General features: G+C 52.9%; 24 protein-coding genes and 2 pseudogenes. 14 read left to right on the forward strand and 12 right to left on the reverse strand.

What is annotated here, in order from left to right:
* Positions 1–69: 69 nt before the first annotated feature.
* From CGZ80_RS27175 to CGZ80_RS27195, 5 genes are all read left to right on the forward strand, one after another.
* Entirely contained in the window at positions 70–1,773 is a 1,704-nt protein-coding gene (locus tag CGZ80_RS27175) for a type IV secretory system conjugative DNA transfer family protein (protein ID WP_158222874.1), read from the forward strand.
* Between the two features lie 33 nt (positions 1,774–1,806).
* Positions 1,807–2,340 (forward strand): hypothetical protein, encoded by a 534-nt coding sequence (locus CGZ80_RS27180; protein WP_094418814.1) that lies wholly within the window; start codon positions 1,807–1,809, stop codon positions 2,338–2,340.
* Between the two features lie 26 nt (positions 2,341–2,366).
* Positions 2,367–2,783: a hypothetical protein gene (locus tag CGZ80_RS27185; RefSeq protein ID WP_094418815.1), complete on the forward strand. Its 417-nt coding sequence runs from the start codon at positions 2,367–2,369 to the stop codon at positions 2,781–2,783.
* A 58-nt stretch (positions 2,784–2,841) separates the two neighbouring features.
* Positions 2,842–3,843 carry a DUF3991 and TOPRIM domain-containing protein gene (locus tag CGZ80_RS27190; protein ID WP_158222875.1) on the forward strand — a complete coding sequence of 334 codons (1,002 nt, stop codon included), beginning with the start codon at positions 2,842–2,844 and terminating at the stop codon, positions 3,841–3,843.
* Between the two features lie 123 nt (positions 3,844–3,966).
* Positions 3,967–4,275 (forward strand): GIY-YIG nuclease family protein, encoded by a 309-nt coding sequence (locus CGZ80_RS27195; protein ID WP_233148706.1) that lies wholly within the window; start codon positions 3,967–3,969, stop codon positions 4,273–4,275.
* Between the two features lie 92 nt (positions 4,276–4,367).
* On the opposite strand, the gene CGZ80_RS27200 is transcribed toward CGZ80_RS27195, so the two are convergent.
* A complete protein-coding gene (locus tag CGZ80_RS27200) occupies positions 4,368–4,937 on the reverse strand; it encodes a hypothetical protein (RefSeq protein WP_094418818.1) in 570 nt (189 codons plus the stop codon).
* A 790-nt stretch (positions 4,938–5,727) separates the two neighbouring features.
* On the opposite strand from CGZ80_RS27200, the gene repC reads away from it, so the two are divergent.
* Positions 5,728–7,059: a plasmid replication protein RepC gene (gene repC / locus CGZ80_RS27205; RefSeq protein ID WP_158222877.1), complete on the forward strand. Its 1,332-nt coding sequence runs from the start codon at positions 5,728–5,730 to the stop codon at positions 7,057–7,059.
* Positions 7,060–7,113: 54 nt separating this feature from the next.
* On the opposite strand, the gene CGZ80_RS28400 is transcribed toward repC, so the two are convergent.
* Positions 7,114–7,497, reverse strand: a complete 384-nt coding sequence (locus CGZ80_RS28400; RefSeq protein WP_198953801.1) for a hypothetical protein — start codon at positions 7,495–7,497, stop codon at positions 7,114–7,116.
* On the opposite strand from CGZ80_RS28400, the gene CGZ80_RS27210 reads away from it, so the two are divergent.
* The gene (locus tag CGZ80_RS27210) at positions 7,405–8,766 is read left to right on the forward strand and encodes a type IV secretory system conjugative DNA transfer family protein (protein ID WP_158222878.1); all 1,362 of its coding nucleotides are present in this window, start codon (positions 7,405–7,407) and stop codon (positions 8,764–8,766) included. The genes CGZ80_RS28400 and CGZ80_RS27210 overlap by 93 nt on opposite strands.
* 9 nt (positions 8,767–8,775) lie before the next feature.
* Here the strand turns inward: CGZ80_RS27210 and CGZ80_RS27215 are convergent, their stop codons facing one another.
* Both CGZ80_RS27215 and CGZ80_RS27220 read right to left on the reverse strand, forming a co-directional pair.
* Positions 8,776–9,282: a hypothetical protein gene (locus tag CGZ80_RS27215; protein ID WP_143544196.1), complete on the reverse strand. Its 507-nt coding sequence runs from the start codon at positions 9,280–9,282 to the stop codon at positions 8,776–8,778.
* Positions 9,283–9,335: 53 nt separating this feature from the next.
* Positions 9,336–10,055, reverse strand: coding sequence for a hypothetical protein (locus CGZ80_RS27220; RefSeq protein ID WP_094418822.1), 720 nt, complete (start codon positions 10,053–10,055; stop codon positions 9,336–9,338).
* An 80-nt stretch (positions 10,056–10,135) separates the two neighbouring features.
* Between CGZ80_RS27220 and CGZ80_RS27225 the strand changes: the two genes are divergently transcribed.
* Entirely contained in the window at positions 10,136–10,720 is a 585-nt protein-coding gene (locus CGZ80_RS27225) for a hypothetical protein (protein WP_094418823.1), read from the forward strand.
* A 12-nt stretch (positions 10,721–10,732) separates the two neighbouring features.
* Here CGZ80_RS27225 and CGZ80_RS27230 read toward each other — a convergent pair whose 3' ends face one another.
* The 8 genes and pseudogenes from CGZ80_RS27230 to CGZ80_RS27255 form a co-directional block, all read right to left on the reverse strand.
* Positions 10,733–13,531, reverse strand: a complete 2,799-nt coding sequence (locus CGZ80_RS27230; RefSeq protein ID WP_143544197.1) for an MAP7 domain-containing protein — start codon at positions 13,529–13,531, stop codon at positions 10,733–10,735.
* A 315-nt stretch (positions 13,532–13,846) separates the two neighbouring features.
* On the reverse strand, positions 13,847–14,476 hold the full coding sequence (locus CGZ80_RS27235; RefSeq protein WP_143544198.1) for a hypothetical protein: 630 nt from the start codon (positions 14,474–14,476) through the stop codon (positions 13,847–13,849).
* A gap of 14 nt (positions 14,477–14,490) precedes the next feature.
* Positions 14,491–16,293 carry a hypothetical protein gene (locus CGZ80_RS27240; protein WP_143544199.1) on the reverse strand — a complete coding sequence of 601 codons (1,803 nt, stop codon included), beginning with the start codon at positions 16,291–16,293 and terminating at the stop codon, positions 14,491–14,493.
* Positions 16,290–17,141, reverse strand: coding sequence for a formylglycine-generating enzyme family protein (locus CGZ80_RS27245; protein WP_094418827.1), 852 nt, complete (start codon positions 17,139–17,141; stop codon positions 16,290–16,292). The genes CGZ80_RS27240 and CGZ80_RS27245 overlap by 4 nt, the downstream gene beginning before the upstream one ends.
* Positions 17,142–17,382: 241 nt before the next feature.
* A pseudogene (locus CGZ80_RS28945) lies at positions 17,383–17,556 on the reverse strand (IS256 family transposase); the annotation flags it as partial.
* 418 nt (positions 17,557–17,974) lie between these two features.
* Positions 17,975–18,103: a hypothetical protein gene (locus CGZ80_RS29055; RefSeq protein ID WP_255407731.1), complete on the reverse strand. Its 129-nt coding sequence runs from the start codon at positions 18,101–18,103 to the stop codon at positions 17,975–17,977.
* Positions 18,104–18,210: 107 nt separating this feature from the next.
* On the reverse strand, positions 18,211–19,200 hold the full coding sequence (locus tag CGZ80_RS27250; RefSeq protein WP_094418828.1) for a hypothetical protein: 990 nt from the start codon (positions 19,198–19,200) through the stop codon (positions 18,211–18,213).
* Positions 19,197–20,195, reverse strand: coding sequence for a hypothetical protein (locus CGZ80_RS27255; RefSeq protein ID WP_094418829.1), 999 nt, complete (start codon positions 20,193–20,195; stop codon positions 19,197–19,199). Before CGZ80_RS27255 ends, CGZ80_RS27250 begins: the two co-directional genes overlap by 4 nt.
* Positions 20,196–21,513: 1,318 nt before the next feature.
* On the opposite strand from CGZ80_RS27255, the gene CGZ80_RS27260 reads away from it, so the two are divergent.
* From CGZ80_RS27260 to CGZ80_RS27795, 6 genes and pseudogenes are all read left to right on the forward strand, one after another.
* Entirely contained in the window at positions 21,514–22,173 is a 660-nt protein-coding gene (locus CGZ80_RS27260) for a hypothetical protein (protein ID WP_146042913.1), read from the forward strand.
* The gene (locus CGZ80_RS29305) at positions 22,104–22,775 is read left to right on the forward strand and encodes a polymorphic toxin-type HINT domain-containing protein (protein WP_094418831.1); all 672 of its coding nucleotides are present in this window, start codon (positions 22,104–22,106) and stop codon (positions 22,773–22,775) included. The genes CGZ80_RS27260 and CGZ80_RS29305 overlap by 70 nt, the downstream gene beginning before the upstream one ends.
* A gap of 11 nt (positions 22,776–22,786) precedes the next feature.
* Complete coding sequence (locus CGZ80_RS27270) at positions 22,787–23,161, forward strand: hypothetical protein (RefSeq protein ID WP_094418832.1); 375 nt, start codon at positions 22,787–22,789, stop codon at positions 23,159–23,161.
* Positions 23,162–23,381: 220 nt separating this feature from the next.
* Positions 23,382–23,696: a hypothetical protein gene (locus CGZ80_RS27275; RefSeq protein WP_094418833.1), complete on the forward strand. Its 315-nt coding sequence runs from the start codon at positions 23,382–23,384 to the stop codon at positions 23,694–23,696.
* Positions 23,697–23,912: 216 nt separating this feature from the next.
* A pseudogene (locus tag CGZ80_RS27280) lies at positions 23,913–24,446 on the forward strand (SUKH-4 family immunity protein); the annotation flags it as partial.
* A 445-nt stretch (positions 24,447–24,891) separates the two neighbouring features.
* Positions 24,892–25,263, forward strand: a complete 372-nt coding sequence (locus tag CGZ80_RS27795; RefSeq protein ID WP_143544202.1) for a hypothetical protein — start codon at positions 24,892–24,894, stop codon at positions 25,261–25,263.
* Positions 25,264–25,439: the final 176 nt, after the last annotated feature.

Genomic DNA, 25,439 nt, shown 5'->3' on the forward strand with positions numbered 1-25,439 from the left:
GTTCAGGGAACCACGGGCATCTTGCACCAAGCGACAGGGATCTTTCGTGAATATGGCCCTCGCAAGGCATTGGCAGTCGCCGTTGGTGGTCTGGTCGCTACTGCTGGATTGTTGGGAGCAAAGGCGTACGGCCTACGCTACGGCCTTCTGGCTCTAGCAATGGGACTGGTAATTTCGAAGCTGCCGGACTTTTGGGTCGCATTTGTTGAAAGCAGCCCCGTTCACACATTGCTTCGCAGTGGACGGGAGCCACAAGCTGAATTCGCGCAGGCCTATCATCTCAAAAAGTACTATGCCGAGCCATTCCGCAATTGCTATCGCCCCGGCCACGGTTATTGCTCTACGAAGCTGTTCGTTGGTACGTCGATGCGACAGTCTTCATTGCGCCGACTTGATGTCTGGAACGACGATGCAGCTTCCGAATTTATCTGCGGGACAATCGGATCCGCGAAATTTGTCAGCGACCTCGCAATTCGCCTGATCACGTACATGGGAAGTGGCGTTTACATCTCGGTAAAACCGGAGTTGGCTGACTTCGCAGTTGGACGCAATGTTGATACATCGCCGCAATTCGCGGATGAGTTGCGCACAAAAGGAATCGATCCCGGCATTGATTCCCGCGGTATTTCGACGGTCCAAGTTGAAAAGCCTCGATTTCGTTCGATGGTTCCGGATCCTTTTCACCAGTCGACATATTGGGACCAGGACTGCCCCTGGAATCCTTTGGATGAGCTGCCCGATGACAATCCTGACATTGCGGAACCGCGGTGCGAGGCTCTTTGCTGGTCCATCATCGAAGAACGATTGAACGCCTCCGAGCCGTTCTTTCAAGAGGCCCCGCGGGCGTTCCTATACAGCGGTATCGGCCATGCCAAAACGCGGTGGCCGAAGGAAAGACAGAATCTTCCAGAGGTTGCTGATTTCCTGATTGGGCGCGATCCCGTTCACGGCGGCGCGAGTCCAGATCAGTTCAAGAAGAACCTCTGCGCAATGATGGCCAACAAGGAATGGGGCGGCACCATTGCAACCGGCGCCAACATGATCGCTGAGCTTGGTGATCGCGCTTACGGAAGTGTGAAAGCCGAGGTTGCTCTGAAACTGAAATTCTGCATGAACGAGACGCTCAGGGCTCACTTGTCGCGTCCCAGCCGATTCTCGTATGAAGAGGTAGGCGATTCCGCCTATCCTCTTTCCATCTTCCTCATTCCGGGGCGTGTCGCCCCGCAAGCATCCGCTGCCTGGATGCGTATGCATGTCGCCATGTCGACGGCTGTTTTTAAGACGCGGCCGGTGGCGCCTGAGCTGCCCATCTTTTTTGCAGCTGACGAATTCAAGCAGTATGCCGTGCCTGACCTTGCAGAACAGGCACTGGTGTTGCGATCGAGCAATGTGAAGCTGGCGCTGTACTTCCATGATATCCAATCGGCGATATCTGCTCTTGGTGAGCATGGTTATAGCGAGTTTATCACCGCGTCCACGAGCCGTTTCTACGGGGTGCGAAACCCCGACACCGCCAAGCGGATCAGCGAAATGCTCGGGCACCATAACGTTGGTGGTGCGGTTCATCCGCTCGCAGATCCGCAAACCATCATGCGTGAATTGGCGGTGCGCTCGAATATGACGTACGTGCTGCCCTATGGCGGACCGCCGGTGCTGCGATTGCGCCGCCGCGGTTTCAAGACCATTCGAACCAAGGATGGGTTGTATCTGCGTGGCCTGCCTTTGGCCGGACATTACGACGAAGGGCTCACGCGTCACACTCGCCGAAGCTGAATTTTTCTTTCCTCTTGCCAGTAGGTATTTGCAATGGCTGAGCCTCAATTTTTCGATGGCGGGCAATTGCCCGAGGGCTTTAACCATGCCGCTGAAAACGAAACTCCCGAACGCGATCTCCAAGAGCCCGAAGAGCGACACCTTCGGTACAACCCGCCGGAATTGGTCCCTACTCCCGGTGGTTCACAGATCTCGGACATCGCGAGGGAAGAGCTTGATTCCGCGGCACGTGATTCGATGGACCAAGCCCGTGACCGGATGGAGCGTGGTGAGACTGAAATGGGCGATCCGATCTTGCGTGATGACTTTCAACGCGCCGGATGGACGTCGGAGGAGATCGAAGAGGTCGTACAGGAAGATCGTGATCGCGGTCAGAATCTCGGCGAAGAATGGGATGAGCAGACCCAACGAGAGTACGAGCGATGGTCGATTGAAGAGGCCCAACGTCAATACGAAGAACGTTGGGGTGAACACGACGCCATCGAACTCTACGAAGAATACGAACGCAATCTGATGGACAAGATCCCGGATCGATCGCAGGACCGCGATATCGACATGGAACACTGACCCAATCTATTTCTAGGAGAACAGCTATGGACCTTACTGTTAACCAAGCCCGTGACCACCTCGAAGCCCAGCTCGCACCGCTTGATACCAAGGCGGCGGAGTTGGAATCGGTGCTCGCCGGAATCAATGAAAACCGCAAGCGATTGCGTGCAGCATTGACTGCTCTCGATGGCGGAACGGGCAAAAGCCGCAACAAACCGGCACGCAAGTGTGTGACCAAAGACATGGTGATCGAGATCGCCGATCAGCTTGTCGCAGACAACACTCAATTGCCGAAGGCAGATTTGGATGCGCTGATTCGATCCAAAGTCCAGGGCAAGGGGTTTAGTCTGTCCGGGTTCGCGCTGCGGTTCAACGAAGCGATGAATTGCGGACGTTTCACTGTATCGGACAGCGATGTGGTTTCGTTGCGTGCATCGGAACCGCGGGCACAGGCCGGCTAACCCCTACTCCACGCAGGTCAAGATTGCCAATTGGATCTGCGTGTCGTATGGTCGATCCATGTCGCACAGCGATCGCGAGCTCGAAGACATCAAGCGATTTCCGCTCACACTTGTGTTAGCGGGGCTTGGCTATGTCGAGAACAAACGCAAGTCCTCGCGTCACTCGTCATTCATGGTCAATCCGAATAGCAATTCGAAACTGGTCGTCTCGTTAAACACGAACGGCCATTGGCGGTTCTTTCCGATTGGCTCCACCGGTCGCGGCGGCACCGTGATCGATGCTCTGGCGCTGATCATGGGATTTTCGATCGGTCAGTGCAGACAATACATGCGTCCCCTCCTCTCTGGATCGATTCCACCGGCGCGTCGGCCTGATCCGTGTTCTTACTCATTGCAACTGGTGCCCGTTGAATCCGATATCGCCGAAGTCCAAAGGCTGTTCTATCAATCCGTCAAACCGCTTGAAAACGGGAACCATGCCTATTTGAACTCACACCGAAAAATCTCGGCCGCGCTGCTTGCCAAACCGACTTTTCGTGGTGCCGTGTTAACGGATCATCGGAAAAATGCCGTCTTCCCCCATCGGGATCGAGACGGCCAAATCGTCGGCGCTGAATTACGAAACGTTGCGTTCCAAGGACAGATCAAAGGCGGTCGCAAGACGTTGTGGTATTCGCAAGGATTCGGGCGAGAGGAAGAAAGACGAAGCCTATTGGTTGCAGAGAGTGGCATCGATGCTTGCAGCTACGCTGCACTGTTCTACTGTCCAAACACGTGCTACATGAGCACCGGCGGGACGCTCTCCCCCCTGCAAAAAGACCTGATCAGCTCAGCCATTAAAAAGCTGCCCAGTGCAGCCGGCGGCATGGTCACCGTGGCCACTGATCACGACGACGCCGGTGATGATATCGCTGCACAAATTGAGGCCATCTTCGAATCTTGCAATCGCGGTGATCTGCACTTCAAAGTCCACCAGCCGGATACACCGGGCTGGGACTGGAATGATCATTTGGTGCACACCGTCGATCCCTCCCCTACTCCCAAGCTTGACTTGGATTGATCAATCGGCATAGTGTCGATGCATGATGCACTGGTCTGCACATCACGCTCAGTCGTCGGCAATCTCTGCCATGGACGATCCTGCCCAATGGTGCACACTGAACACAAACGCTGGTCATCCATCATGACCAGCCAAACCCGCCTCCCCCGCTTTGTTGTCTATCTGTTGTTTTCGGAACGCACCGGACAGGTTTATCTCGGATACACATCCAATCTTCGCCGGCGGTTTCGCCAGCACAATGCCGTGGACAATGCGGGCTGGACGCGCCGCGGCCGGCCTTGGCGATTGCTTGCGGTCCGCATTTATCTCGACCGGGATTCGGCACAGCTCGTCGAGCAACGTCTAAAACAATCCAAATACGACAAAGACAATTGGATCCGCGCCCTACCCCGCTACAAAGAATTCAAATCACGTTATTTCGCGAAAATTTGACCGCTGAAGGCAGTGTTCAATTTTGAGTGGCCTCACCACCGAAAATCGCAAACAACGTAATCACGGATGATCCATGGCGGAATGCGGACGCATTAACCAAACAGCTTTTGGAAGAAGCCTTTTTTCTGATGCGACTCGGCAAGAGCTTTTCTTAATTGCTCAGCTTCATTTTTAGCTGCTTCCAGTTTCTGATCGGATTGACGCTCTTGCTGGGCCAGCTTCTCTTCGATCTGACGAAGGCGTTGTTTCCACTCGGCGCTCCCGCCTCTCTGGTCTTCCAGCATCAGCGTTGCCCGGTTGTGACCTTCGAGCGCCTTGTCCAAAGCTTCCTTCAGATGCTCAATTTGATCCAGCAACAGATTTCGCTCGCGTTCCCGCTCTTCACGTTCCTTTTCGACCTGATCCTTCCAGATGTCGTTGTTCACGTTTGCACGTTCCGACGCGGCGGCCGTCGATGACTTGGCCGGCTTGGCACCGCCCTCTTCCACCGAGAAATCCAAATCATCTCCATACACTCGGATCAGCTCAGATGCATCGATCTGTTTCGATCCATCCGGTGCAATTGTGCAGGACAGCTTGCCGTCTTTGATGTGTTTGGAAATGGTAGTGCGGCTCTTGCCGGTGATGCGATGTGCAGCTGCGATGGAGTAACTGGTGGACACTGTTGTTCAACTTGTTCTAGGGTGGACACTTCTGAATCCACCCTACGCCCTGCACATATCCACGCGCAAGCGATTGGTTTCTGCCGCTTGCAGTTATGCACAGCTTTTTTGACCAGTGATGCACACCGCTGCACAAACTGTGCTGCACACCCTGACCAATGAGCGGAAACACGCTGCTCACCCTATGCAGCACGGGGGCATGGCCAGCTGGTGATCACTGGGCTGACCTGTTCAAGCAATACATGAACAGTCTATGCAGGCAGAAAACCGTTTAATTACAACGCGTTACAAGAAACTGTTCACCGGATTGATCAAGTTTGTGCAGATCAGTGCGGTGGCCACTGGTCATCACTGTGCATGACCCTGTGCATAAAGTTCTCGAAATTTGTGCATGAATCATGTAGGGTTGTTGTCAGCTTGTGCCGAATCGTGGCCAGCTATCTTTAAGTCTCTTAGATTCGCGTGGCGTCCAGCCACACCCAACAACACCAAACCAAGGAGGATGCGACCCCGTAGGCCCATCGTTCGAATCAAAAAAGACCACTGCTTGCCGGCAGTGGCCTTTTGAAAATCGAAATGTTGCTAATCAACGTGGTTCACTTTGGCTTTGACTGTCTGGTTTAGGCGCCGATCGTTAAAGCAAGTGATGATCTCGGATTTCAGATTAGCGCGTTTCATCTTGGAATGCAATCAAAAATCGATTCGCAGTGCTTTGTGCTGTCCGATTGATTGATCAGCCGCATCCAAGATGCAATCGACGAAGCCGGGAAGGGGACGCGCTAGTCAATCAATGCAGCATATTTCCGCTATACACATCCCGCAGCCATTTCAACACGGAGGAGGGCGCGTCGGCTCAGAAGCCTATCGCCAGTCGCTCGATTTTTGCGATGACTTCGCCGGCCTGGAGGAGGGCGTCAATCGCTACGACTTGCTTTTGCTCGTCAAGAAGGTCGGCAAGCACGCCGGCTTCACGCCCCGCATGATCCAGCTTCTCGATTATTACTTCGCCTATACGCGCGATGTCGACTGGGAGGAGGGGAGTCGTCCGATCGTCTACCAATCGCTCAGCCGCACCGCTCTCGATCTCGGTGTCTCCGAACGCCAAATCCAAAAACTCGAACGCGCCCTGTTCGACATCGGCGCCATCACATGGCACGACAGCGGCAATCATCGCCGCTATGGTCAGCGCCACCCGGAAACCGGACGCATTCTTTACGCCTACGGCATCGAATTAACGCCCCTGGCTTCGCTGCAGGAAGACCTGGCAGCAACACTGCGTGAAAAGCAGGCCCGTGACGCACTTTGGATGGAACGCAAACGTCAAATCTCGTGGTACCGCAGTCAGATCCGTGGCATCTTGCTCGAACTGGCGGAAGAGGGGACTTGTCCGTTCTTGTCGACATTCCAGAGCCGGTACGATGCGATCGCCATCCAGATCCGCAGTCATATCGATCTTGATCGTCTAGCAGACCTAATTGACGAGCATAAAGCCCTGCACAGCGATCTTCGTTCATTGGCGCAGCAAAACACCACCGAAACAGAAGAGGGCACTCAGCGTGCTCCTATGCCCCAGGAAACACACAAAAGTTCGTCCAAGAGCGAACAAAAGTTCGCTTACTACAAATCTACAACCCAACAATCATTTAATAAATTAAATACGGGTAAACCTACGGTTAATTGCTTTCAGGGAAGCGTAGTCGAGGGGCCAGCACCAGCTAACGCGTTCCACAGCTCGGGGATCGATTATGTGAAACTGAAGATGGCAATCGAGGCATCGAGCGAGAGGTTTCAGACACATTTGCCGTTTGACCCGACGTGGCCCGATATCGTTGAAGCGGCTTACCATCTGCGCAATGAGATGGGGATTTCGCAAGCAAGTTGGGGCAGGGGATGTGAACTTCTCGGTCGCACCGGAGCAGCCCTTTGCATCCTGATCACCGACCGAGCCAGAGACCGCGACAGCCATCCCGTACGTTCACCCGCCGCCTACTTCAACGGCATGCTCAATCGCGCCGCAGACGGGGAGTTGCATCTGCACAAGTCGATCTTTGGTTTTGTCGCGAGTACAGATCTATTCCATCGAATCAGTGTGGATGCAAAGTTAGAGGCAAGTCCCAATTGAAACCGGATCAGATATTCGCGGCCTGATTCACCCAAAGGCTGATACGGCTAGCAATTAGGGTGGTATCAAAGGTAACCGCATGTCAAATACAATGAAGGTTGCCACCAGCAGCAGCGTATGCCATTGCAGGATATCAACTGTCATCGAATGTTTGGCAAAAGAAACAATCTTTCGGGTCTTAGTAGCCACGATCTGTTTGACCTCTTTGAGGATGTTCCCAGAGGAAAACCAGACGCAGGGTATGCCGGGCATCTTCCACGCTCGCATTTTGCGAGCCAAGCCGAAATTGCTGAGCGTCTTCCTTTTGAGAGCGGCAAACTGTTTCTGGGAGCGATCAATGCACCGATGGAACACGATACGAATGCACGCACTGGAGCGGAGCCGGTATTTGCAAGGGCTTCCCGTGATGACTTCGTCGGCCACATTGACGACCGGCATGTCTTCACGGTGGCGGGAAGCCGATCGGGGAAGGGGCGATCAGTCCTCGTGCCCAACATGCTGATGTGGCCACACTCGGTGATTGCGATCGATCCAAAGGGGGAGTTGGCGACTGAGACGGCGAAGTATCGAAGCGATGGTCACTATCAAAACGTGGTTGTTCTCGATCCGTTCAAAGTGAGCGACGTCGATGACAACCTGCGTGGTGGTTTTAATCCGATCGATATGGTCGATGAGGACAATCTGATCGAGCTTTCGATGTTGATTGCCGACGCCCTTGTCGTAACAGACAAAGGCTCGAAAGACACGCACTGGACCGAGTCGGCCAAGGGTGTTCTTCGGGGACTGTTAGGCCACGTGGCTACGCATGCAGATTTTGCCGGCAGAAGGCACTTGGGCACCGTTCGAGAACTTGCTAGCCGGATGGGAGCAAGCGAAGTTGATGCCGACGGTAACGAGAAACGCAACGAGATCGAAGTTGCGATGATGGGCAACGGATCCGGGGAAGGGTTCATTCAACGAGCCGCGTCGGACTTTTTCGATAAGCCAGATAACGAGCGTGGCTCTGTACTGTCCACGCTCAACCGCAACCTAATGTTCCTTGATCTGCCACCGATCAAGCGTTGTTTGGAAACATCGAGCTTCGAACTTTCCGACCTCAAAAACGAACCAACGACTGTCTATTTGTGCCTTCCGGCCCGTCACATGGGCACCTGCGGCCGGTGGTATCGTTTGCTCGTAAACTTGACTATTCAGAGCATGGAGATCACACCTCGAAGCGAGAAGATGCAGGGTTCGGTCCTGATGGTTCTCGACGAAATGGCAACCCTTGGTCACATGCAATCCATTTTGGACGCTGCAGGACAGATGGCCGGGTTTGGGCTCAAGCTTTGGGCATTCTGGCAGGACCTGGCACAAGCCAAGGAAATCTACGGTGATCGTTGGGAAACGTTCATTGCCAACGCCGGCGTTGTGCAGTGTTTTGCAAACACCGATCCGACGACCGCAGAGTGGATTTCGAAAAGGCTCGGCCGCATTGCGGTGATGGTGTCCGATCCGAGTTTTGCAAACGCGAAGTCGGCTGCTTCGAACCCATCAACGCACCGCCGGAGAAGTGAAATGAGCGAACTGCTCGCTCCACATGAAGTCGCCATGTTGTTTGCTCGGGAAGACCCGCTCAACCGGCAACTGGTGTTTGTGTCAGGGATGAATCCGGTGATTTTGCAGAAGGTCTATTACGACAAGCACATGGACCTAATGGCACCGTGATTCATGGACTTAAAGCTTCACAAGATCGTTGATGTCGAACAGGTGCGTGTGATTGCTGTTAGAGAGTTCCATCAGGACCTGGTCGTCAACGCTAAGTGGATCCCACTTGGACTTCTCGAAGTGCAAGTGCCATCCGGTCGTTGAAAGTTCACCACGGAACCAAAACTCTTTCATCTTCCAATTCTTGGACTCTGTTCTCTGCGATAACATCAAAACCGCATTGCGTCCTCGAGTAACCGTGATCGTTGCCGGCTGACCGTCCTCACCATGGTGAAAATGAAACTGAAATTGGTTGTCGTCCCGATCTTGGTGCCAGTGCGTGTTGAACAAACAAACCCAATACAATCCCCACCGATGAAAACGAAATTCATTTCGCATGAGCTTGTGAAGCTCGACAAAGATGGTTTGCATCTCGACCATAAATCGAGCTTTTACGAGATGCTTTTCGAGAAACCCGGAGAGCAGTGGGTCGAGAGGATAGTAGGTGCTAAAGCGTTGAGAGAAATGAAGTGTCATTCTTCATTGTCTCACACTCAAGAATCCGTTGTCAAAAGTCCGGTTCCCCACCTCTACATAGTGAGTTCTGGACCGCGTCGCTTACGCGGCTGTAGCTGTTGGGCGGGTGGCGGATTTCCACCACCGCCGTCGTCCCCACCGTCATTGACTTCTTGGCCCTGAACACGATCGTTGCTACGCCCCCCGCGTCCCTGTGAGTGAAGGTGATCTGAAAGCTTTTTCTGCTGGATGTCGTGTTCGGCGGTCTTCTTCAACAACTCGTTTTGCTGTTCAAGCGTGGGTTCCTTGTCACCAATCTTTTCCTGCATCGCCACAAGCTCGTCATTCTGCTTCCCTCGTTGCTCGTCGAGTTCTCGTTGAATTTCCTTTGGCATCAAGATGTGAGGTTCGCCACGCGAAAGCTGTTCTGCTCGAGTCGCCTCGTCTTGTCTTTCTTTGTCGTGACGCTCTTCCTGAAGCTTTTTTTGCTGCTCACGTCGCTTGTTCTGTTCTTGAATGTGGTCTTTCTGCTTGTCAGCGGATTCTCGCAACTCCTGCTGTCGTTTTTCATTCTCACGTTTACGCTCCTGCTCCTTGCCGTTAATCCGATCGAGCATGGTGGATTTTCGATTATCCTCTTCGCGTCTCAGAGCCTCTTGCTGATCAGTGATCTTCTTTAGCTCGTCCGCTTCTTTTTGTTTGGCTTTTCGGTGCTCGGCCAGCATGTCGGACTTTTTCTTACGACGTAGTTCCTCGGCTTCTTTCTTCCGTTTCTCCTCGGCTTGCATGTCCATGGCGATTTTCCCGTCTCAGAAAGCTACAATCGTGCGGTGGTTGGCGTTGTACGAGCCTTGTGTTTTATATCTCCGGAGTCATGGCCAGTTTAGTCGAATTCATTGCCCGTCGCTGCGGCTTTCACCGTTACCAGCACCCCGCGACTGGACGGTGGCCGCTGATCATGCGGGGCAACGGTGGCAATTGGTTCATTTTCTGTTCTCCGAACATGCTGGAACGCCATCGACGGGGAGCGATATTCGCGGTCATCGTCGTGATCATTGCCTTTTTCAAGTTCTGGCAAGCCAACTACGAACGATCGCTTGGTATTCCGTTTGAACAGCTTCTCTTTGGAACCTGGACCCGGACAGCGATTACAGCGGCTCTGGCGTATTGGTTAGCGGGGATCACGTTTGTCAGTCGTTACTTTCTCGTGACACCCAATCGGTTGCGGTACGCGATCGTGTACTCCATCCTCTATCAAAGCACCCAGGACTTGGGAATTCTTGCGGAACAAGATCGCAACGAAGAACAGGTCTGGCACCTGACGGTGCAATGGGGAATAGACGGTGCAGTGCAGCGACACCTGACCTCGTTTCGCGGAAGCAAATTCGCCAACAACGCCACCTCGGCTCGAGTCGCATTGCTCTTGGCACTCAACAACGGCGAATTCGGTGACGTATAAGGCCGCAAACCATCAGCGGCTAATCTGAGAGTAGATTTGCAGAACCTTCGATCCGAACACTGTCAGCGACTTCGTGTTGTGAAGGATAAGACCTTTAACAAGAACCGATTTGATGCCACGGTCGCGCATGCACTTTTCAACGGTCTTCAAACAGTTCCTCGAAATTTTTTCCTTTTCAACGTCGGAAAGCTGTTGCGGATTGGCAAATGCGTGCCGAGTCGCGTATTCATAGCATCTGTCATAGATAAGGATGCGGAGATGATCTTCGTCAATGCACGAATCAAGCTCATCGCTGACCGGAAACTCGTATCTTCCCCCGTTGGTGATGGAGTCCACATCATTCCCTTCTGCAGCCATCTGCGTGACAACCGGAGCAATCAACTTTAAATACGCGACCATGTCGAGACACCGATCGACTCGAGATTGAGTTGCAACAATCTGCTTCATCGCCTCACGAACCGTGCCGTCATAGCTATTGATTAGATTGGCGAGTTCAAACTCTTTGCCGTCGAACCCAGGAATCGAGGATTGTTCAATGGCGAAATACTCAGGTGCGTTCCACGATCCCCAGGCCGATTGAATATCAGCGTACAAATCCAGATCGATCGGAGTAGCGAAACGCACCACGCGTGTAGCTTCCGCGAGGGCATCCACGGTGCGAACTTCCCCCGATGACAGGTCGACACGTTGCCAACTGCCCAAATCTGCTAACATCGTTTGATTATCGGACGATAGGACAAAGCTTCCGAATTCCGGCCGAGCGGACAGTCGTTGATCGCTCGCAGTATCCACACTATGTAACCAGACCCCAATGTCTCCAACACCACCCTCCTCCACGAGGTAAACGAAGTGATTGTCATCAATCCAGGTCGCTTGAAAACAAGTTGGTGGCAATGGAGTAGTGGTACCCGTACCGAGGTCAACAAGCTTGTATGTGTAAAGCTCTTCCGATGCATTGGCTGCATCATCACTAAGGAGTTGACAGATAACTTTTTTGCCTGCCACGTCAAGAATTCTGACGCGTCCTGAACGGCGTCCTCTAACCGGAATTTGATCACCAAACCCGAGGTCGATACTCTTTGTTCGCATTGTCGGAATGTGAATGGCAAGAAGCTTTCGGTCTCCGGTTGTGGCCACACAAACGTCCTCGCCTACCATCTTCACGTCATTTCCAATGGCCCGACGCCAGCTATCGCCATCAACTAATCTCGGGGCACCAATCAAAGGAATGGAGGTCGCATCTTTCTTGCCGGGTACACCCGGGTGTGGAAGGTACTTTTTGTTGGGCAGATCGCGTACTTCAAGAGATGCAAGGTTTACGAATCGCAACCGATCACCTGTGGCTTGTAGACGCAAACCATCAGTGAGATGAATTGCTCCGGAAAGCTCTTCAAACGGTCCCGGCGGGCGTTCCGAAAAATCACCTGAAATGAGGTTGATTTCGACAATCGGGTTTGTGGGGTTCGAGGGATTTTGCATCGTCAAGGTGTTTCCCCGCCAACGCAGAAGCTTAAACTTATCAACAAGTCCAATGTTCGTAATCTTCCCTTCGAAATTCTCTGCTCCTTGTTTCCAATTGAGGACACCTCTCACTAAATCGCCATCCTCAATTTTGAGACAGCGAACTCGATCCTCGGAGTAGATGATCTCCCTTTCGGCTTTATGAGTGGGGAACGCATCGCTGACGACGGGGTTCCAAATGGAGCCTGGTCTTTCAAGAACGCCAAACCGTTCAAATGACCTGGTTCCTGGGCTGGACAAGGCAGCGGATCCGATCACTGGCGATACGCTTTCGCCAAAGTAGTTGACTGATCCAAGGGACTCGAACGTCTTTGCATCAACAACCTCGACATTGCGCCCTAAGACCTTTGAATCGGGAGAGGGACGTCTTACCAACAACCAGTCGTCGGGACGCTTCATCGCGTCTTCGATCGTTTTTTGCCTTGCAAGGATGCGCTGACGTTCCGCTTCGGCTTTCGCAGCGGCTTCACGCCGGTCCTTCTCTTCTGCTGCCCGTTTGCGTGCTTCGCGTTCCTTTCGCTCTTGCTCCATTTTCGCAAGGGCTATTTGTTCCTCTTCACGGCGTTTCTCTTCCCGTTCAGCCGCTAAGCGTTTTTGCTCTTCCATTCGCCGGCGTTCTTCTGCGATCCGAGCTGCCTCTCGCTGCTCAAAGTCGCCTCCGCCAGAAGTTTCGGGCGTCGCGGTGTTAGGCTGAGCAGCAGGAGTCGCAGAGCTTGCAAACGACATGTCGGAGTCGTCTCCGCCGCCAAAGAAATACATCCCGCCACCGATCAACAAAAGCAGTCCGATCGCTGCAGCTGCAAGAATAGCTTTCTTCTTGTCGCCCGGTTTTGAATCGATGGAGTTTTCTAAAGCACTGATCTCCTCTGAAATTGCGGAAGCTTTCTGTATTTCTGACTCCAGTCCCGGTGGCGGGTTATTAGCCATCGAGCCGTAGAGCGAACCTCCCAAAGCTGCATGCGATTTCCCTAGACGTTGTCGCGTCGTCTCGACTTGCACTTTCTTCTTCGCTTCCTTTGCAAGTCGGGAGGTTTTCTGACCGACGGATTCCCCATCAGGAATGGGTGTCGGCTGCTGCAGATTGGCGATTTCGGACTCAATCTGACGAATCTGTTGGAGCTGAGAGTCCGTCTCGGGTACAAGTCCCAACTCAATCGCTTTACGCGCGATCGCCGCCTTTGCAGCTGGCAGATCACGTGCTTTCATCGCGGTAAGCTTTGAAGCATCGGCAGCAACATTGAATATTCCCCTGACGCTTGCTGCCGCACTGGAGGCGGCTTCGGCAGCCATGTTTGTAGGTCCGCCTGTCGGATTTACAGCCGTTTCAGCCGATGATTCTGACGTTCTAGGATTTGGTCGCTGCCTCGTAACAGCTTTCGAAGGAGCTTCGGTTCCGTATTGATTGATCTGGTCAGAGCGACCCCAGTGTTCGTCGTCGGTCCGACGGATAGGCGTGTCTGGGGGAATCTTTCCACGAGAGACCAACTTCTCCATATCCTTACGGGAGATTGGTCCAAACTCTCCCTCTTGCGTTTTTATGAGCCATACTTTCGCAGTTGCAGGGTCGTGTTGGTTCATATCAGTTCCTACCTCAAATTAATTTTTTTAAGACCAAGGAATGTAGGCTCGGCGAAGCAAACCAACTATTCCCAAACCGCTTCCGCCGCCTGCTCCGACATCAATCACGACCCATCCCTTCTTCAATTCAAGTTGCCAGTTTCCCGCAAAGAGGCTCCAGAAGCCTCTTCCCGACGTGATGACAAATTCGGTATCTGCACCAAAACAGACCACGGCACTCGGATCAAAGGATGTATCAACGCCATCTGAACACCGAATGCACTTTACAGCCCGGCTCGTGGACTCGAAGTAAATCGTGCCTGGCCCCTTCACCTTGTGCAGGACTGTCTGGCCAAGCGTGAACGCCATCAGCGAAGCAGAAATCTTTCCACCGTCGAACTTCGCTCCGACGAGGCCCACAATCTTCTTAACCCGTGTAGCGATGACAGTTGGTGTTGGAACTTCAACGCGAATAAGAGTCCGACCTTGCGACGCTACGATCGTCGCCGAGTCATTTGCCGGAATTTCTTTAAGCAAAAGCGTTCCGGAAATGGCACGAGCAACCGCACTTTTTAGTGGCTGAGGCATTCTGTGTTCCAAACGTTTCCCAGATTGCAGAACTCGTTCGCAGACCCAGGCGACATCTGACGGATGGGAAATCTCGAAGTCATCAGCCATCTTTACTTCCACGGTCATAGGCTCGGCTGATAGGTCACTGGTGTGTTACGCGATGTTGCCGCCACTCTCAGAAAAATTCCCACGAACAATCGGGCCATCAGTAGTAGCAAAACGCAGGTCGCGATGGCTCCGAGTAGCTTCAAGAAAGAAAGCACCGTTTCCCTCCATGGGGAGGGCGTACGCATGTTGAACTGCTGCTCATCTGTGCTCCACTCGACCATTTCTACTTGAGGAACACCGAGCAAGAAAACAATCAATCCGTCCTCCATTGTCGGTTGACGCACGATCGGTCGCATAAGGGTGACACCTGGCATCACGACGTCCACCTCATGAGACAGCCCTGTATCCACCCACGACATGATGGTTTGGCTAACCCAATGATTGAGTGCCAAGCCCGGCAGAATGATCAGAAATGAGAGAAAGCACGGCCCAATCGCTCGTTTGGCAGTCTCCGCACGTAAAGCACTGTTGACTAGCCGAACAAGGGGTTCATTTTGGATTGTGAGCCATCCTGCAGCTGTTCCTGAGATGACGCCGGTTACCAGAACAAGCAAAACAACTCGCCACGCCCAGGCTTCCGATGATCCCAGGACGAAAGAGCAACCAACCAAACCAGCGAAGCCAACCAATACACCGGCGATCGCCCCAAAGCGAAGAATGTCAGCGTCCGAACCAACCACCGCCCCGATCGATGCTTCATCGGCTGCCTCAGAACGCAAACGGTAGCCAACGATTTTCTCCCAGGTCCAATCACCGAACCGCTCGACCGCCCATAGAACGGCAACGCTTGCCATGGTGAAAAGGACCGCGATCGGTAGCAGTGTTCCGACCGTCAAAGAATCTAGCGATCCTGAGAAAACAATTGCCACGACAAGGATGCCGCCCCCCAGCAAAGTCGCAGACACGCTTCCAAAAATAAGGACACGTTTGGATATCTTCGGCTGAAAATCGACAGTAGCCGAACCGACTAATCGATCATCCAACAAGAGCTTGCCCGTCATTATCACAGTGACGAAAGCTGCGGTCGCGATCGTTGCTATGAGGAGCGTGAGAACGGCGTTGCGGGTAAGCTGACCAGGCAGCAACATCGCAATCCTTGCATCTTCGATCTTTCCGTCGTCCTTTTCCGGTTTTCCATCGGGACCCAGGAAAACGAGAGTGTTTTCGTGGGTATCAACCACGTAAGCAACCGAGCCCTCGAAGAGAAGATTCGACAACTCTCGATCTCCGAGAGCCTCTGCGATCTGGGTGGAGTCACCATCAAAAACAGGCTCGATCCGTTCGATATTGCGGTCTTCGTAGTGCAGATCGAATGCACCGTGCGGCCAATGCTTTTTGAACTTGCTAAAGTCTGGTATTTCGAATGAAAGCTTTCGCTTTCGGTAGCTCACCCGAACCGGCGTAAAATGATCAGTCCGATTTTCTTTCTCCTGAACGAATAGGAGATACCGGATTCCCTCGATGTTGTAGAGATAGGCCGTCCTGTCAAATAGGTCATCTTTTTTGGCTCGCTTCGACCGCCTGGATTTCACATCGTCAGCTAGACGAACGCTTTGAATGAGTCGTCGTCGTCCATCAGCTTGAGGCTCACCAAAAAGAAGTGATGAGCTAACCGATGATCCGTTATTATCTTTACCTTGGATCGTGACTGTTCCGACAAAGTAATCAGAACGATCGAGATATTTCGCGTCGGGAAGGCGGACAAATTCGACTGCTGAACAACCTGTAAACAGGGCAGCACCAATGGCCACCAGGGAAAGTTTTAACCAGGTGGTAATTCGCGTTTGCTGACGGTTCTTGCGGGCTATGCGTTTCACTCGCCTTTCTCGGACCCTGGAACAGCGACAACACGGAAACCAATATGGGAACTACCCTGACTTTTTCGTCCCGAACCGCGTTGGGCACTGCGGCAAAGCTCTAACTTATCCTTGTAGGCACCGCCCCGAAGGACCCTCCGGTCGTCTCCAAATTCGGGTCCGGAAGGATCAAACGTCTCGGAATTCTCGTAGTACTCGTCATCGTAGAAGTCGCTGCACCATTCCCAGACGTTCCCGTGCATGTCGTAGAGACCCCACTTGTTGGGTTTTAACTGACCGACTTCACGTGCCTGGCGGTTGTTCCCTTTTTCGTTTAGGGCCCTGATCCGTTCGTAGCACCAGACGTCCTTGTAGGGATAACGTCGGTTGATGGTATGGTTGAACGGTGTACTGCGACCGGCTCGACAAGCAAACTCCCATTGGGCCTCCGTGGGTAAAGTGTACTTCATTCCCTCTTTCTCACTCAGCTTCTTGCAGAATTCCTGTGCCTCCTCCCAGTCGATGTAGATAGCTGGGTAATTGTCGCCGATCCGTTTGAATGAATTCGATTTTTCACCAAAAGGACGGGTCCCCATCACATCAATCCATTGTTTTTGGGTCACCTCCGTTGTTGACATATAGAAGGGAATTGTGATCTGGACCTCGTGCGGAGCCTCCTCTTTGTCGCGTCCCAATTCGTCGAGCGGTGAACCCATCGTGAACTTTCCAGGCTTGATCAGCACCATCGTTTGACCGACGGTATTATCAAATTTCTCAACAAGGTCCTTGTTGGATGCGGATTGTGCAGCAGCCGATCCGAAGATCGCGATTCCAATTATCAGGACAGAAGTCGGCCAAGTCTTCATCATCAGATTTCTCCATTTCGATTAGCAGATAGCTTTCCAAGAATACCCTGCCTGAACTGTCTCTCGCACCCCCACGGGGCATGTTGCAAGGCGATGTTTTCGAGATATTCGCAAACACTTGGCTCTGGGGAATTCATTGGGCGGCGAGTTCTTTCTGCTCGGTTCCGCCTTTGAAGTACCGCCCGCCGATGACCTAAATCTGCTTTTCGTGACTGTCAAGTCGTCTCCGTCGCTTCTCAGATTATGATTCCGCAAGTTTGATCACTATCGCAAAACTCGCTCGCCGTAACTTGCAGCCCCTCGTCTTCCGATGACGAACTCGAATAGTCGCGAAGGTTGATTCAATCGGATTGGTCGTCCTCAGATGACTCCAGTGTTCGGCTGGAAAGTCGTAAACTGTCAGAAGCACTGACCAATCGTCCTTTCACGCGGTCGCGTGCGTGAGAGTACTTGGCCAGTGCTTTTTCTCAGAACAGGTCGAACGTTTTCTTCGCATCGGCCTTTGCTCTGCTTGCCAAATCTCATGGGGATGGCCTTCGGCTGATTACTCTTTTGCATCGTACAGCAGTCGTTGAGTTACTAAGCGTCATTTCGTTTTCGCCGTGAGTCGGATAGTACGAAGCGTCACCATGAGTCCACAGAAGCGGCAGCGGACACGGAAAGGTTTGTAGGGACCGGTGCATCCAGTCATCACGAACCCGCATTCGGGGCAGTGTTCCGGGAAGCATCGTAGCGAGCGAGAGAACACCATGGGTTTGATCCGGGTGGGATTGATTTGGGGCGGGCATAAAAACCCCCCTCCCGGTTCCTTCCGGGAGCGGGGCGTGATGGCACGTTTATTTGCCGTTGTTGGCCTGTCGCGTTTGCTCGTAGTTCCGACGCATCTCATCGGATGCGTTCTTTGGCAATTGCTGGCCACGATTTGCCAAGTCGGTGCCCTGCTGGGCCTGGGTCTTTCCACTCATGATCTTCTCCGGGGTTTCAGAATGCTGCTTCACCAACTAGGCGAAGCCAGCGACCCAGTGTTCTGTCCACCGGACAGAAAGTCAAGCAAAAAAATATATTTGCCGCTTCAGCGATCGAGGATTGGATCCAAGTAGAGGAGGGAGGGCACTGTTTGTTCGACGGCTTTTTGTTCGTTCCCATCGACACTCGCAACGTGAAGACGTACCCCTTTCCGATCCTTTTTCTTGATTGCTGACAGATATGCCGGGTAGGTTTCACCATCTTTCGTGTGCTTAAGGACTCCCTCTTTTCTCCGAACAATCCCGCTAATTGTTTTGCGAAGTTCTTTCTTCGCCTCGTCGCTGGGTTCGATTCCGCCGAAGGTTCTAAAAAAACGGTTCGCGTTTTCAATGGTCGGGTTGTTAGACAGTTGGCGAATGGCCGCGTTGACCATTCCAGTTAATTCTGCCGTTGTTTCATCGAGCTGCTTCATCAGTTCCCTTCTGCGTGCAGCGAGTTCCGCAGCAACATCGAGGCCGCGAAGCGTCCCTTCGGCAACCTCCCCAAAATTCTGTGCTGGTCCATCAGTCACCTCCTCTGTTGCGCCGGCTTCCGGTCCAGGCGTCTCCTCATCGCACTCTACACTGCCATCGCCAGGATTGTCAAAATCTTCCGCTGCGACTACATGAAAAGCGTCTTCTACGCTTACGCAAAAGGGGTGTCCGTTCGCATTCTCGAGTAGGTCGAACAGCTTCTCGCGACACTCGATTAATTGCTCCCAACGCTGATCGTGGTCATCGAATCCTCTTCGTCTTAATATGCGTGACGGGCACGTTACGCGGACAGACGTGCATCCCGACTCAAACAACGCCTTTGAAAGCAGACGTTGCTTGTGGTCCTGCCGGTTGAGAAGATCGCGGACCAGTAACCAAAGATGGTATCGATAATGCTCGAACAACGGCATGGACGAAGCCCGCTCTGTACCAGCCAACGGTGGATGCGGTGCGAGCTTTGGCACCTGTCCGTCCAAAAGAATGCCTACCTCCAGAGAGACCGTCTTCGAAGCCTTGTTAGGTGAGTGTTTCGATTTGTCTTTTGATTGTACCTTTGTGCTCATGACATCGATATCATGCAATCATGCCGATCCGCTTCAGAGGCAACTCGCTTCAATTCATGAGCAATACCAGGAATCAACACATGTGGTATCGGTCCCGCGGTTCGTACAGCCAAAATACCGGTCGTAAGACCGTCAGCTTTTCCAAGATTCCAATTTATTTGCTGAATGTCGTTGCTGGTGACGCCGCCACCGATGTGCAGAGGTATGTAGCGTGTCATCACGATATCAAATGTATCGACGTATAAAAGTCGGCCAAGCGAATCCGTTTCGGCCTCCTCCAAGAGCGACTGTATGAATTCGCCGCTTGCAAGGTCTTTCGGATTGATCGTGTCGCAACCGTATGCGAGTTGCTCAGTGTGTAATGGATGGTTGCCGGCAAATCCGTCGCGGTCCAATCCAACAGCAAATACCTGAGACAACTTCTTTCTCCCATGCAACTGTGGCTTTGGACGAAACTTTACACGGGAAAGAGGGACAGACACATTTAAGTACTTTGGCTGAAAATTGATAACGTCATCTAAACAGTCGACGATGGTTCCTTTGACTTGTACATCTGGCTCACCCTCTGGCAGATCCTCTCCACCGTATCGGTGGGCTACTGCATTTGCGAAGCACATTCGTCCCGAGACGATTCGAATATGGCCTAGTTCCCATGCATGTTGTTCTGGCGAAAAAAAGTTTCTCAGCAATTTGCAGAAAGCCTCTTTCTGAGCCAACCAGTTTTTCCAAAATCGTGCTGAGCACGTCATCGGAAATAACTCCTGGAGCCAATTGCAAAAAAAACGTGGGTTTTGAGCAATTTGCGACCATGTCCCTGGAATCAGACCCGAAGGTAGTTTTCTGCTGTCGTCTCCAATCTCGCTCATCGCTATCGCGTCTTGAAGCGGTCCGACAACGTTGGACAATGCGCGCTGTTGCACCGCAATGCGAGCCGCTTCGATCAGTGCGTCATGATCTTGATTTAAGTCGTACCAGTCGTTTTCGATCTTAGCCATCGTTCCCTACCATGGCGAGAAGCGAACAAGAAACACGATTGCCGAGACGATGCGACGAGATATCGACAATTGAAACGGACTGCCAATGTATCACAGTGCGTGGTGTCCCGGGAAATGAAGTAAAAGGGTTGGCTCCACTATTTCGGTCTGAATTTCGATCGTCGGATTGCACTGCAATCGCATTCAACGTTTCAGTTCTGGGGCTTGGTCGTGTTGCTGATCGAAGTACTCAGTCATCCGCCGCTCGAAATCGTCCTCCGGATCAGTTGGTGGAAGCGGGGCCGTGCCGGCCGGCTCAGGTGAGTATTTCGGTGGACTCTACTTTTGCAAGCGTTTGAGGACGCTCTGACGTACTATGTTGGATGTCTCCGGTCAGTGGCGAAATCGGATTAGTGGGGGGACTTCAGGGAGGCGCGCGGAGCGCCAGATGCACGAGACCGATAAAAGGACCTTTGACGCGGGCTTCGAGATTTCCCCCTACTTATCCCCCCACTTATTAACGAAATCTGCGGCTGGTTGAAGTGTTGTCGAAAGGTGGTGAAAAATAAAACCCCGTGAATCACGGGGTTTTCGAAGCGTCCGGAACGCGTAAGGAACGCTTGTCACGTCTTCGGAACCGAGGGTTGGGGGTTCGAATCCCTCCGGGTGTACTCAATACGGCCAATGTCGACCAATCTGGACGACACTGGCCGTTTTTTATTGGGTTTTAGCGAATCGGTTTTGCTAGCAGATTCCACGGTTTTCGCCAGTTTGTTACCGCCCGCGATACCGTAATGTGCCTCTGTAGATTGCTGGGTAGGGGCTCCGCGATCTGGCAGCTTCTCTGGGTTAGTCAATTTGACCTCGAAGGGAGAAACACGCGGTCCAGGAATCTCCGCCAAGCTACTCCCTTAGCTCGTGCCCCGTCTCCACCTAAGTACCAAAGCGAAATGATCGGTAAGGCTCCACAACCAGCCTATCCGAGAATTTTTACCGCAGAGGGTGTTGCTGCCTCAACTCCGCGGTCCCCAGCGTCCTCCGCGGTAGAACGAATTGCGCCTTGAGTGTTGCGCCGCCGCCAATCATTCCACCGACTTACTACCTAATCAACACCATGACGCACTGATCGACTGTTGGTTGTTAGAATTGCGCCCCATAGCGGCAGGGGGCGAATTGCGACTGACAGAATTTGGAGTGATTTGAAATGGGGAGCGGTCGGCGTGCCATTGAATCCCGTGTGGATATGCGGAGGACAGCGATTGTTGCCTTGCTGCTTTTCACGTCGCTGATAACAGCGTCAGGATTTCTGGTGCCCAACCGAGCCGGACGCAGCCAGTCCGTGAGTGCCAAAGCTGAACCTGCAACCGCTGCAAAGGTCGCTGCAACCACAAAACCGATCGAGCAACTTCGCGTTGGCGATCGTGTACTGGCACACAATCTGCAAGTCTCGCAGGACGAGCGTGAGGCCTGGATAGAGCCAAGTTGGGGCGATTGGATCAAGCTGTCGCTAGTGATGCCCAAAGACGATGGATCGGAACTGCGCATCGAAATGCTGCGTCCTGAACCTTGGGTGCTGGATCAGGTTCAATTTCTCGCAACCGACGCATCTGACATACAAGCCATCTCTCCGCTTTCGCTGGATGGATTGAACCGGGCCGAGTCGCAAGTGCCGTTTTCGCCGCTACGGCCGCTCTACCGCAAGCTTGCGATTTCGAATGCGGATGCACGAGCCAACGGATTCGAACTGACGGCACTGCTGGTCGAGATGGATCTTCCTGAACTAGCAATCGAAGGCCCCGCGCTGGTGAACGAGATCACGCCGTGTGTTTCCGTCGCGGCGGGAACGGGACAAGTTGCCACCGCAACGTTTCATCACACCAGCGGCGATGTCATTGACCTATTGATCGGTGACGGCAGTATTCAGAGTTCATCGGCACGACGAGCAATCACCCGTTCTGGTCCGTCGACCGCCAGAACTACGTCCAGGCCGGGAAGCTGAACCTTGGCGATCGTGTTCAAACCTACTCAGGCGAAACGAAGCGAGTCCTAAACAAGCTCGCTCGCCCCGGCCCCGAGCCTGTCTACAACCTCGAAGTCCACGCCGAACACGTCTACTACGTAGGCGAGGCCGGTGTGCTGACACACAACTCACGGGGATACCCTGGCGGAGACCCAAACAGTGGTGAGCTGCCTAGTCTTCCTGAAGGATATCACTACCGCAATGTTGGCGGACAAACGCAAGTCGTAAGGAATCCTAATCGAGCAGGCGATCTTCCGCAGATGCACTTGGAAAACGGGCAGCTCATGTTGGGGCCAAGCCCGGGGATCGTACGCAATACAGCAACACGCAATGCGTTTCTTCGATCGCTAGCTGACGATCCGAATGTCCCGCGAAGTATTCGCGGATATCTACAACGAGGCGAGCTGCCGCCGGGGTATACTGTCCATCACAAGAAGGCCTTGTTCGATGGCGGCACGGATACCGTAGACTACATGGTTTTGCAGCTACGGGAACTGCATACTAACACACACCGATTCTATAGGCCGGGCGGTCGCATACCGACAACCAACCCGGTTCCGGGATCGTTTCAATCGAATTAGGGAATGAAGCAATGAAAGTAAACCATGATGAACTTCGGCGACGATTGAACTTGGTTGAGTCGTCTGGTTCATTCGTCCTCAGAGAGGTTGGAAACGATGGGAAGGCGGAGGTCAAGACCGTTGGGGTTGTGCCCAAAGATGATGGAATCTATTGGGTTGGCGGTGAAACAACGTTGAGAGCAGGTAGCTCGTTGCGTTCGGTCTTTCGTGTTGACACCGGCGCTGGCGGAACTCTTCTGACTGTCTACTGGAATATCGACGGCAGTTGGTATGAACACGATTCACCGGAGACATTCACAGCGTTAGGGATTGAACGAGAAAATGCGTTCCCGTTCGATTGGAGATACAGAGTTCCGTTAGAAGATGATGCGTTTCACTCTGCGTGATTTAACCCGCCGCGACGATGGACGTTACCGAAGGAGAAGGGTAGCCAGTCGCGGCGTGAGATATGATCAAAAATTGTGTTCTTCAAGGAAAGAAAAAAGGCGGCGTATCCTGTTGAAACTATCACCCTTCAACGGCCCAACGTGGGCACAAGAACACGCCATGAACCAGACTAAATCACAGCGAACTGCGGCACCAGTAGACGAGTCACTCGATCCATAAGTGATTTCATTTCGGGCTCAGCTTGACCAGAAAAGCCCGCTCGACGAAATCGTTCGAGAGAAATGCGAAAAGGTACGCGGACTCATTTGTGCATCCGACACTCAAGCCATCTCGCCGCCTTCGCTGGATGGATCAAAGCAGGCGGATTCGCAAGCGCCGCAACGGCCGATCTACCGCAAGCTTGCGATTTCGACGGCGGATGCGCGAGCCAACGGATACGAACTGATAGCACTGTTGGTCGAGATGGATCTTCCTGAATTGGCGATCGAGATGGTGCAAACGTCGCAGTGCCTGAGTTCGTCGAAGTTCGGGTAACCAAGACGAAGTGATTCAAGAGCGTCAGAAGAAAGACAACCAGCCTCCATTCAGAGGATGTCGGTGCAATTTGCACCACAGAAGCAAGTCATTGATCCAGCGAACGCCAAACGCGCCTATTCCGATTGCTACGATTACGTTCTCGTGGACCTACATCACGTCCAGAAATCCTCTTTCAGCCCTTGGATGTGAAGCCAAACTGAAGGCACTGGGAGAACTACAACTGTGATCGACCCTGCCTGGCCAAAAGAAACGATTACGAACCGACTCCCCGTACTAAAACCGTTATCGGAGGAAGGAATCCCTCGGCAGATCACTTGGTCCGCCACGCGAAATGGTCCCCACTATCGATTTGATTTTTCTGAACTTGGGAACGAGGACTTGGCAGCCGTCCGGGTAGGGAAGGAGAAACCCCAGCTGCGCATTGGGCGATACAGCCAAGAAAACCCGTTCTCGACCAGCGTCTATTTCGTGGTCGTGTCACCGACCACTAGTCTTGTATCCATGGTTGCCGAAGATGAGAACACAGAATCCGAACCGATCTATCTAACCTCTTCCGTCGGGCAACTGGGCAGGGCTTCAAGACTGTTCATTGCGTTGCATGAAAACTTAGCCACCATTGGACCACGGCAAGAATCGAGTCCTGCGTGGAAACAATTCGCTGATGCGTTTCGCGACCTAGACATGGACGCGTATCAACATCCATTTTCGTTTTGGGGGAATATGATTTTCGAGCAACTTCAACCCTAATAGGGCAGCAAGCAAAATCTGGGGCTTTGCTCCAAGCGATGCGTTGCCTCACGTCGCCAGACAAAATTCAGCGAATACCATTCTAGGAATCAACCCGATCGGCGGACTGGCGAAACTTGTTGGGCTTCGATGCGTGTGAAGCGACAGCGCGGTATCGCCGCTCTTCAAAACGTCGTTGACACGCTGAAACGAGCTGATTCGTCCGGCGCGTCGCGCGATGCCATCGTTGACGTGCTACGGCACGTTTGGCGAACAAGCCGCACGACGGAGGCAGGAAATGCAAAGTCCAGTACCAATTGCGAAACGGGCTTTCTACCGCCTCATGCTATGCGAGGAGATGTCCCGCGAATGCATTTTAGCGGCACATCGTACGGCGACCATCGAGAAGGCTCTGCAGGTTGATTCTCTGGTACTGATCATCCACGACACCTCCGAGTACGAATCCATGTTCGAACACGCGCAGAATCACGAAACGATGACCTTCTACGAACTCGCCGAAGAACTTGGCACGACACCTGCTGATGTCGAAAGACGCTTTCGTAAAGAAGCCGAAGATCGCGGGCAGCTCGATTACTTTTTACGAAGCGCGCTACTTCGGCAGCTCTATCACTACGTTCCAAACGGCGTTCGCAGTCACGGGGATTGGAAATTGACAAGAGCCCTCTCGTCCTGGATTGGTATGGTCGGCACCACGCGAGACGTCGAGTCGTACTGCAAAAAGGTGGGGGATGCGATTCAGAATGACGACCACGTTGCGACCGATTGGTTGCCTTCGACCGCGAATGACCCGGCGTTCTTGAAGTACTTTCAACAATAGCTGCTCACGGATCGGCGCGGACATCGACTCCGGGGGACGCCAATTTTATAACTGAGCGATCTCTGGCGTGACGCGGTAGTTGTATTCTTGCGGTGATTCGGGGTGTTGCAGCTTGACTCCGGCGGCAGCCTTACGTGCTTTGCGCGTTGCTGGTTTGAATCGCTGCTTCATCACAT

This window comes from Rhodopirellula sp. MGV, from assembly GCF_002251265.1.
In the GTDB taxonomy this organism is placed as follows: Bacteria; Planctomycetota; Planctomycetia; order Pirellulales; family Pirellulaceae; genus Stieleria; species Stieleria baltica_A.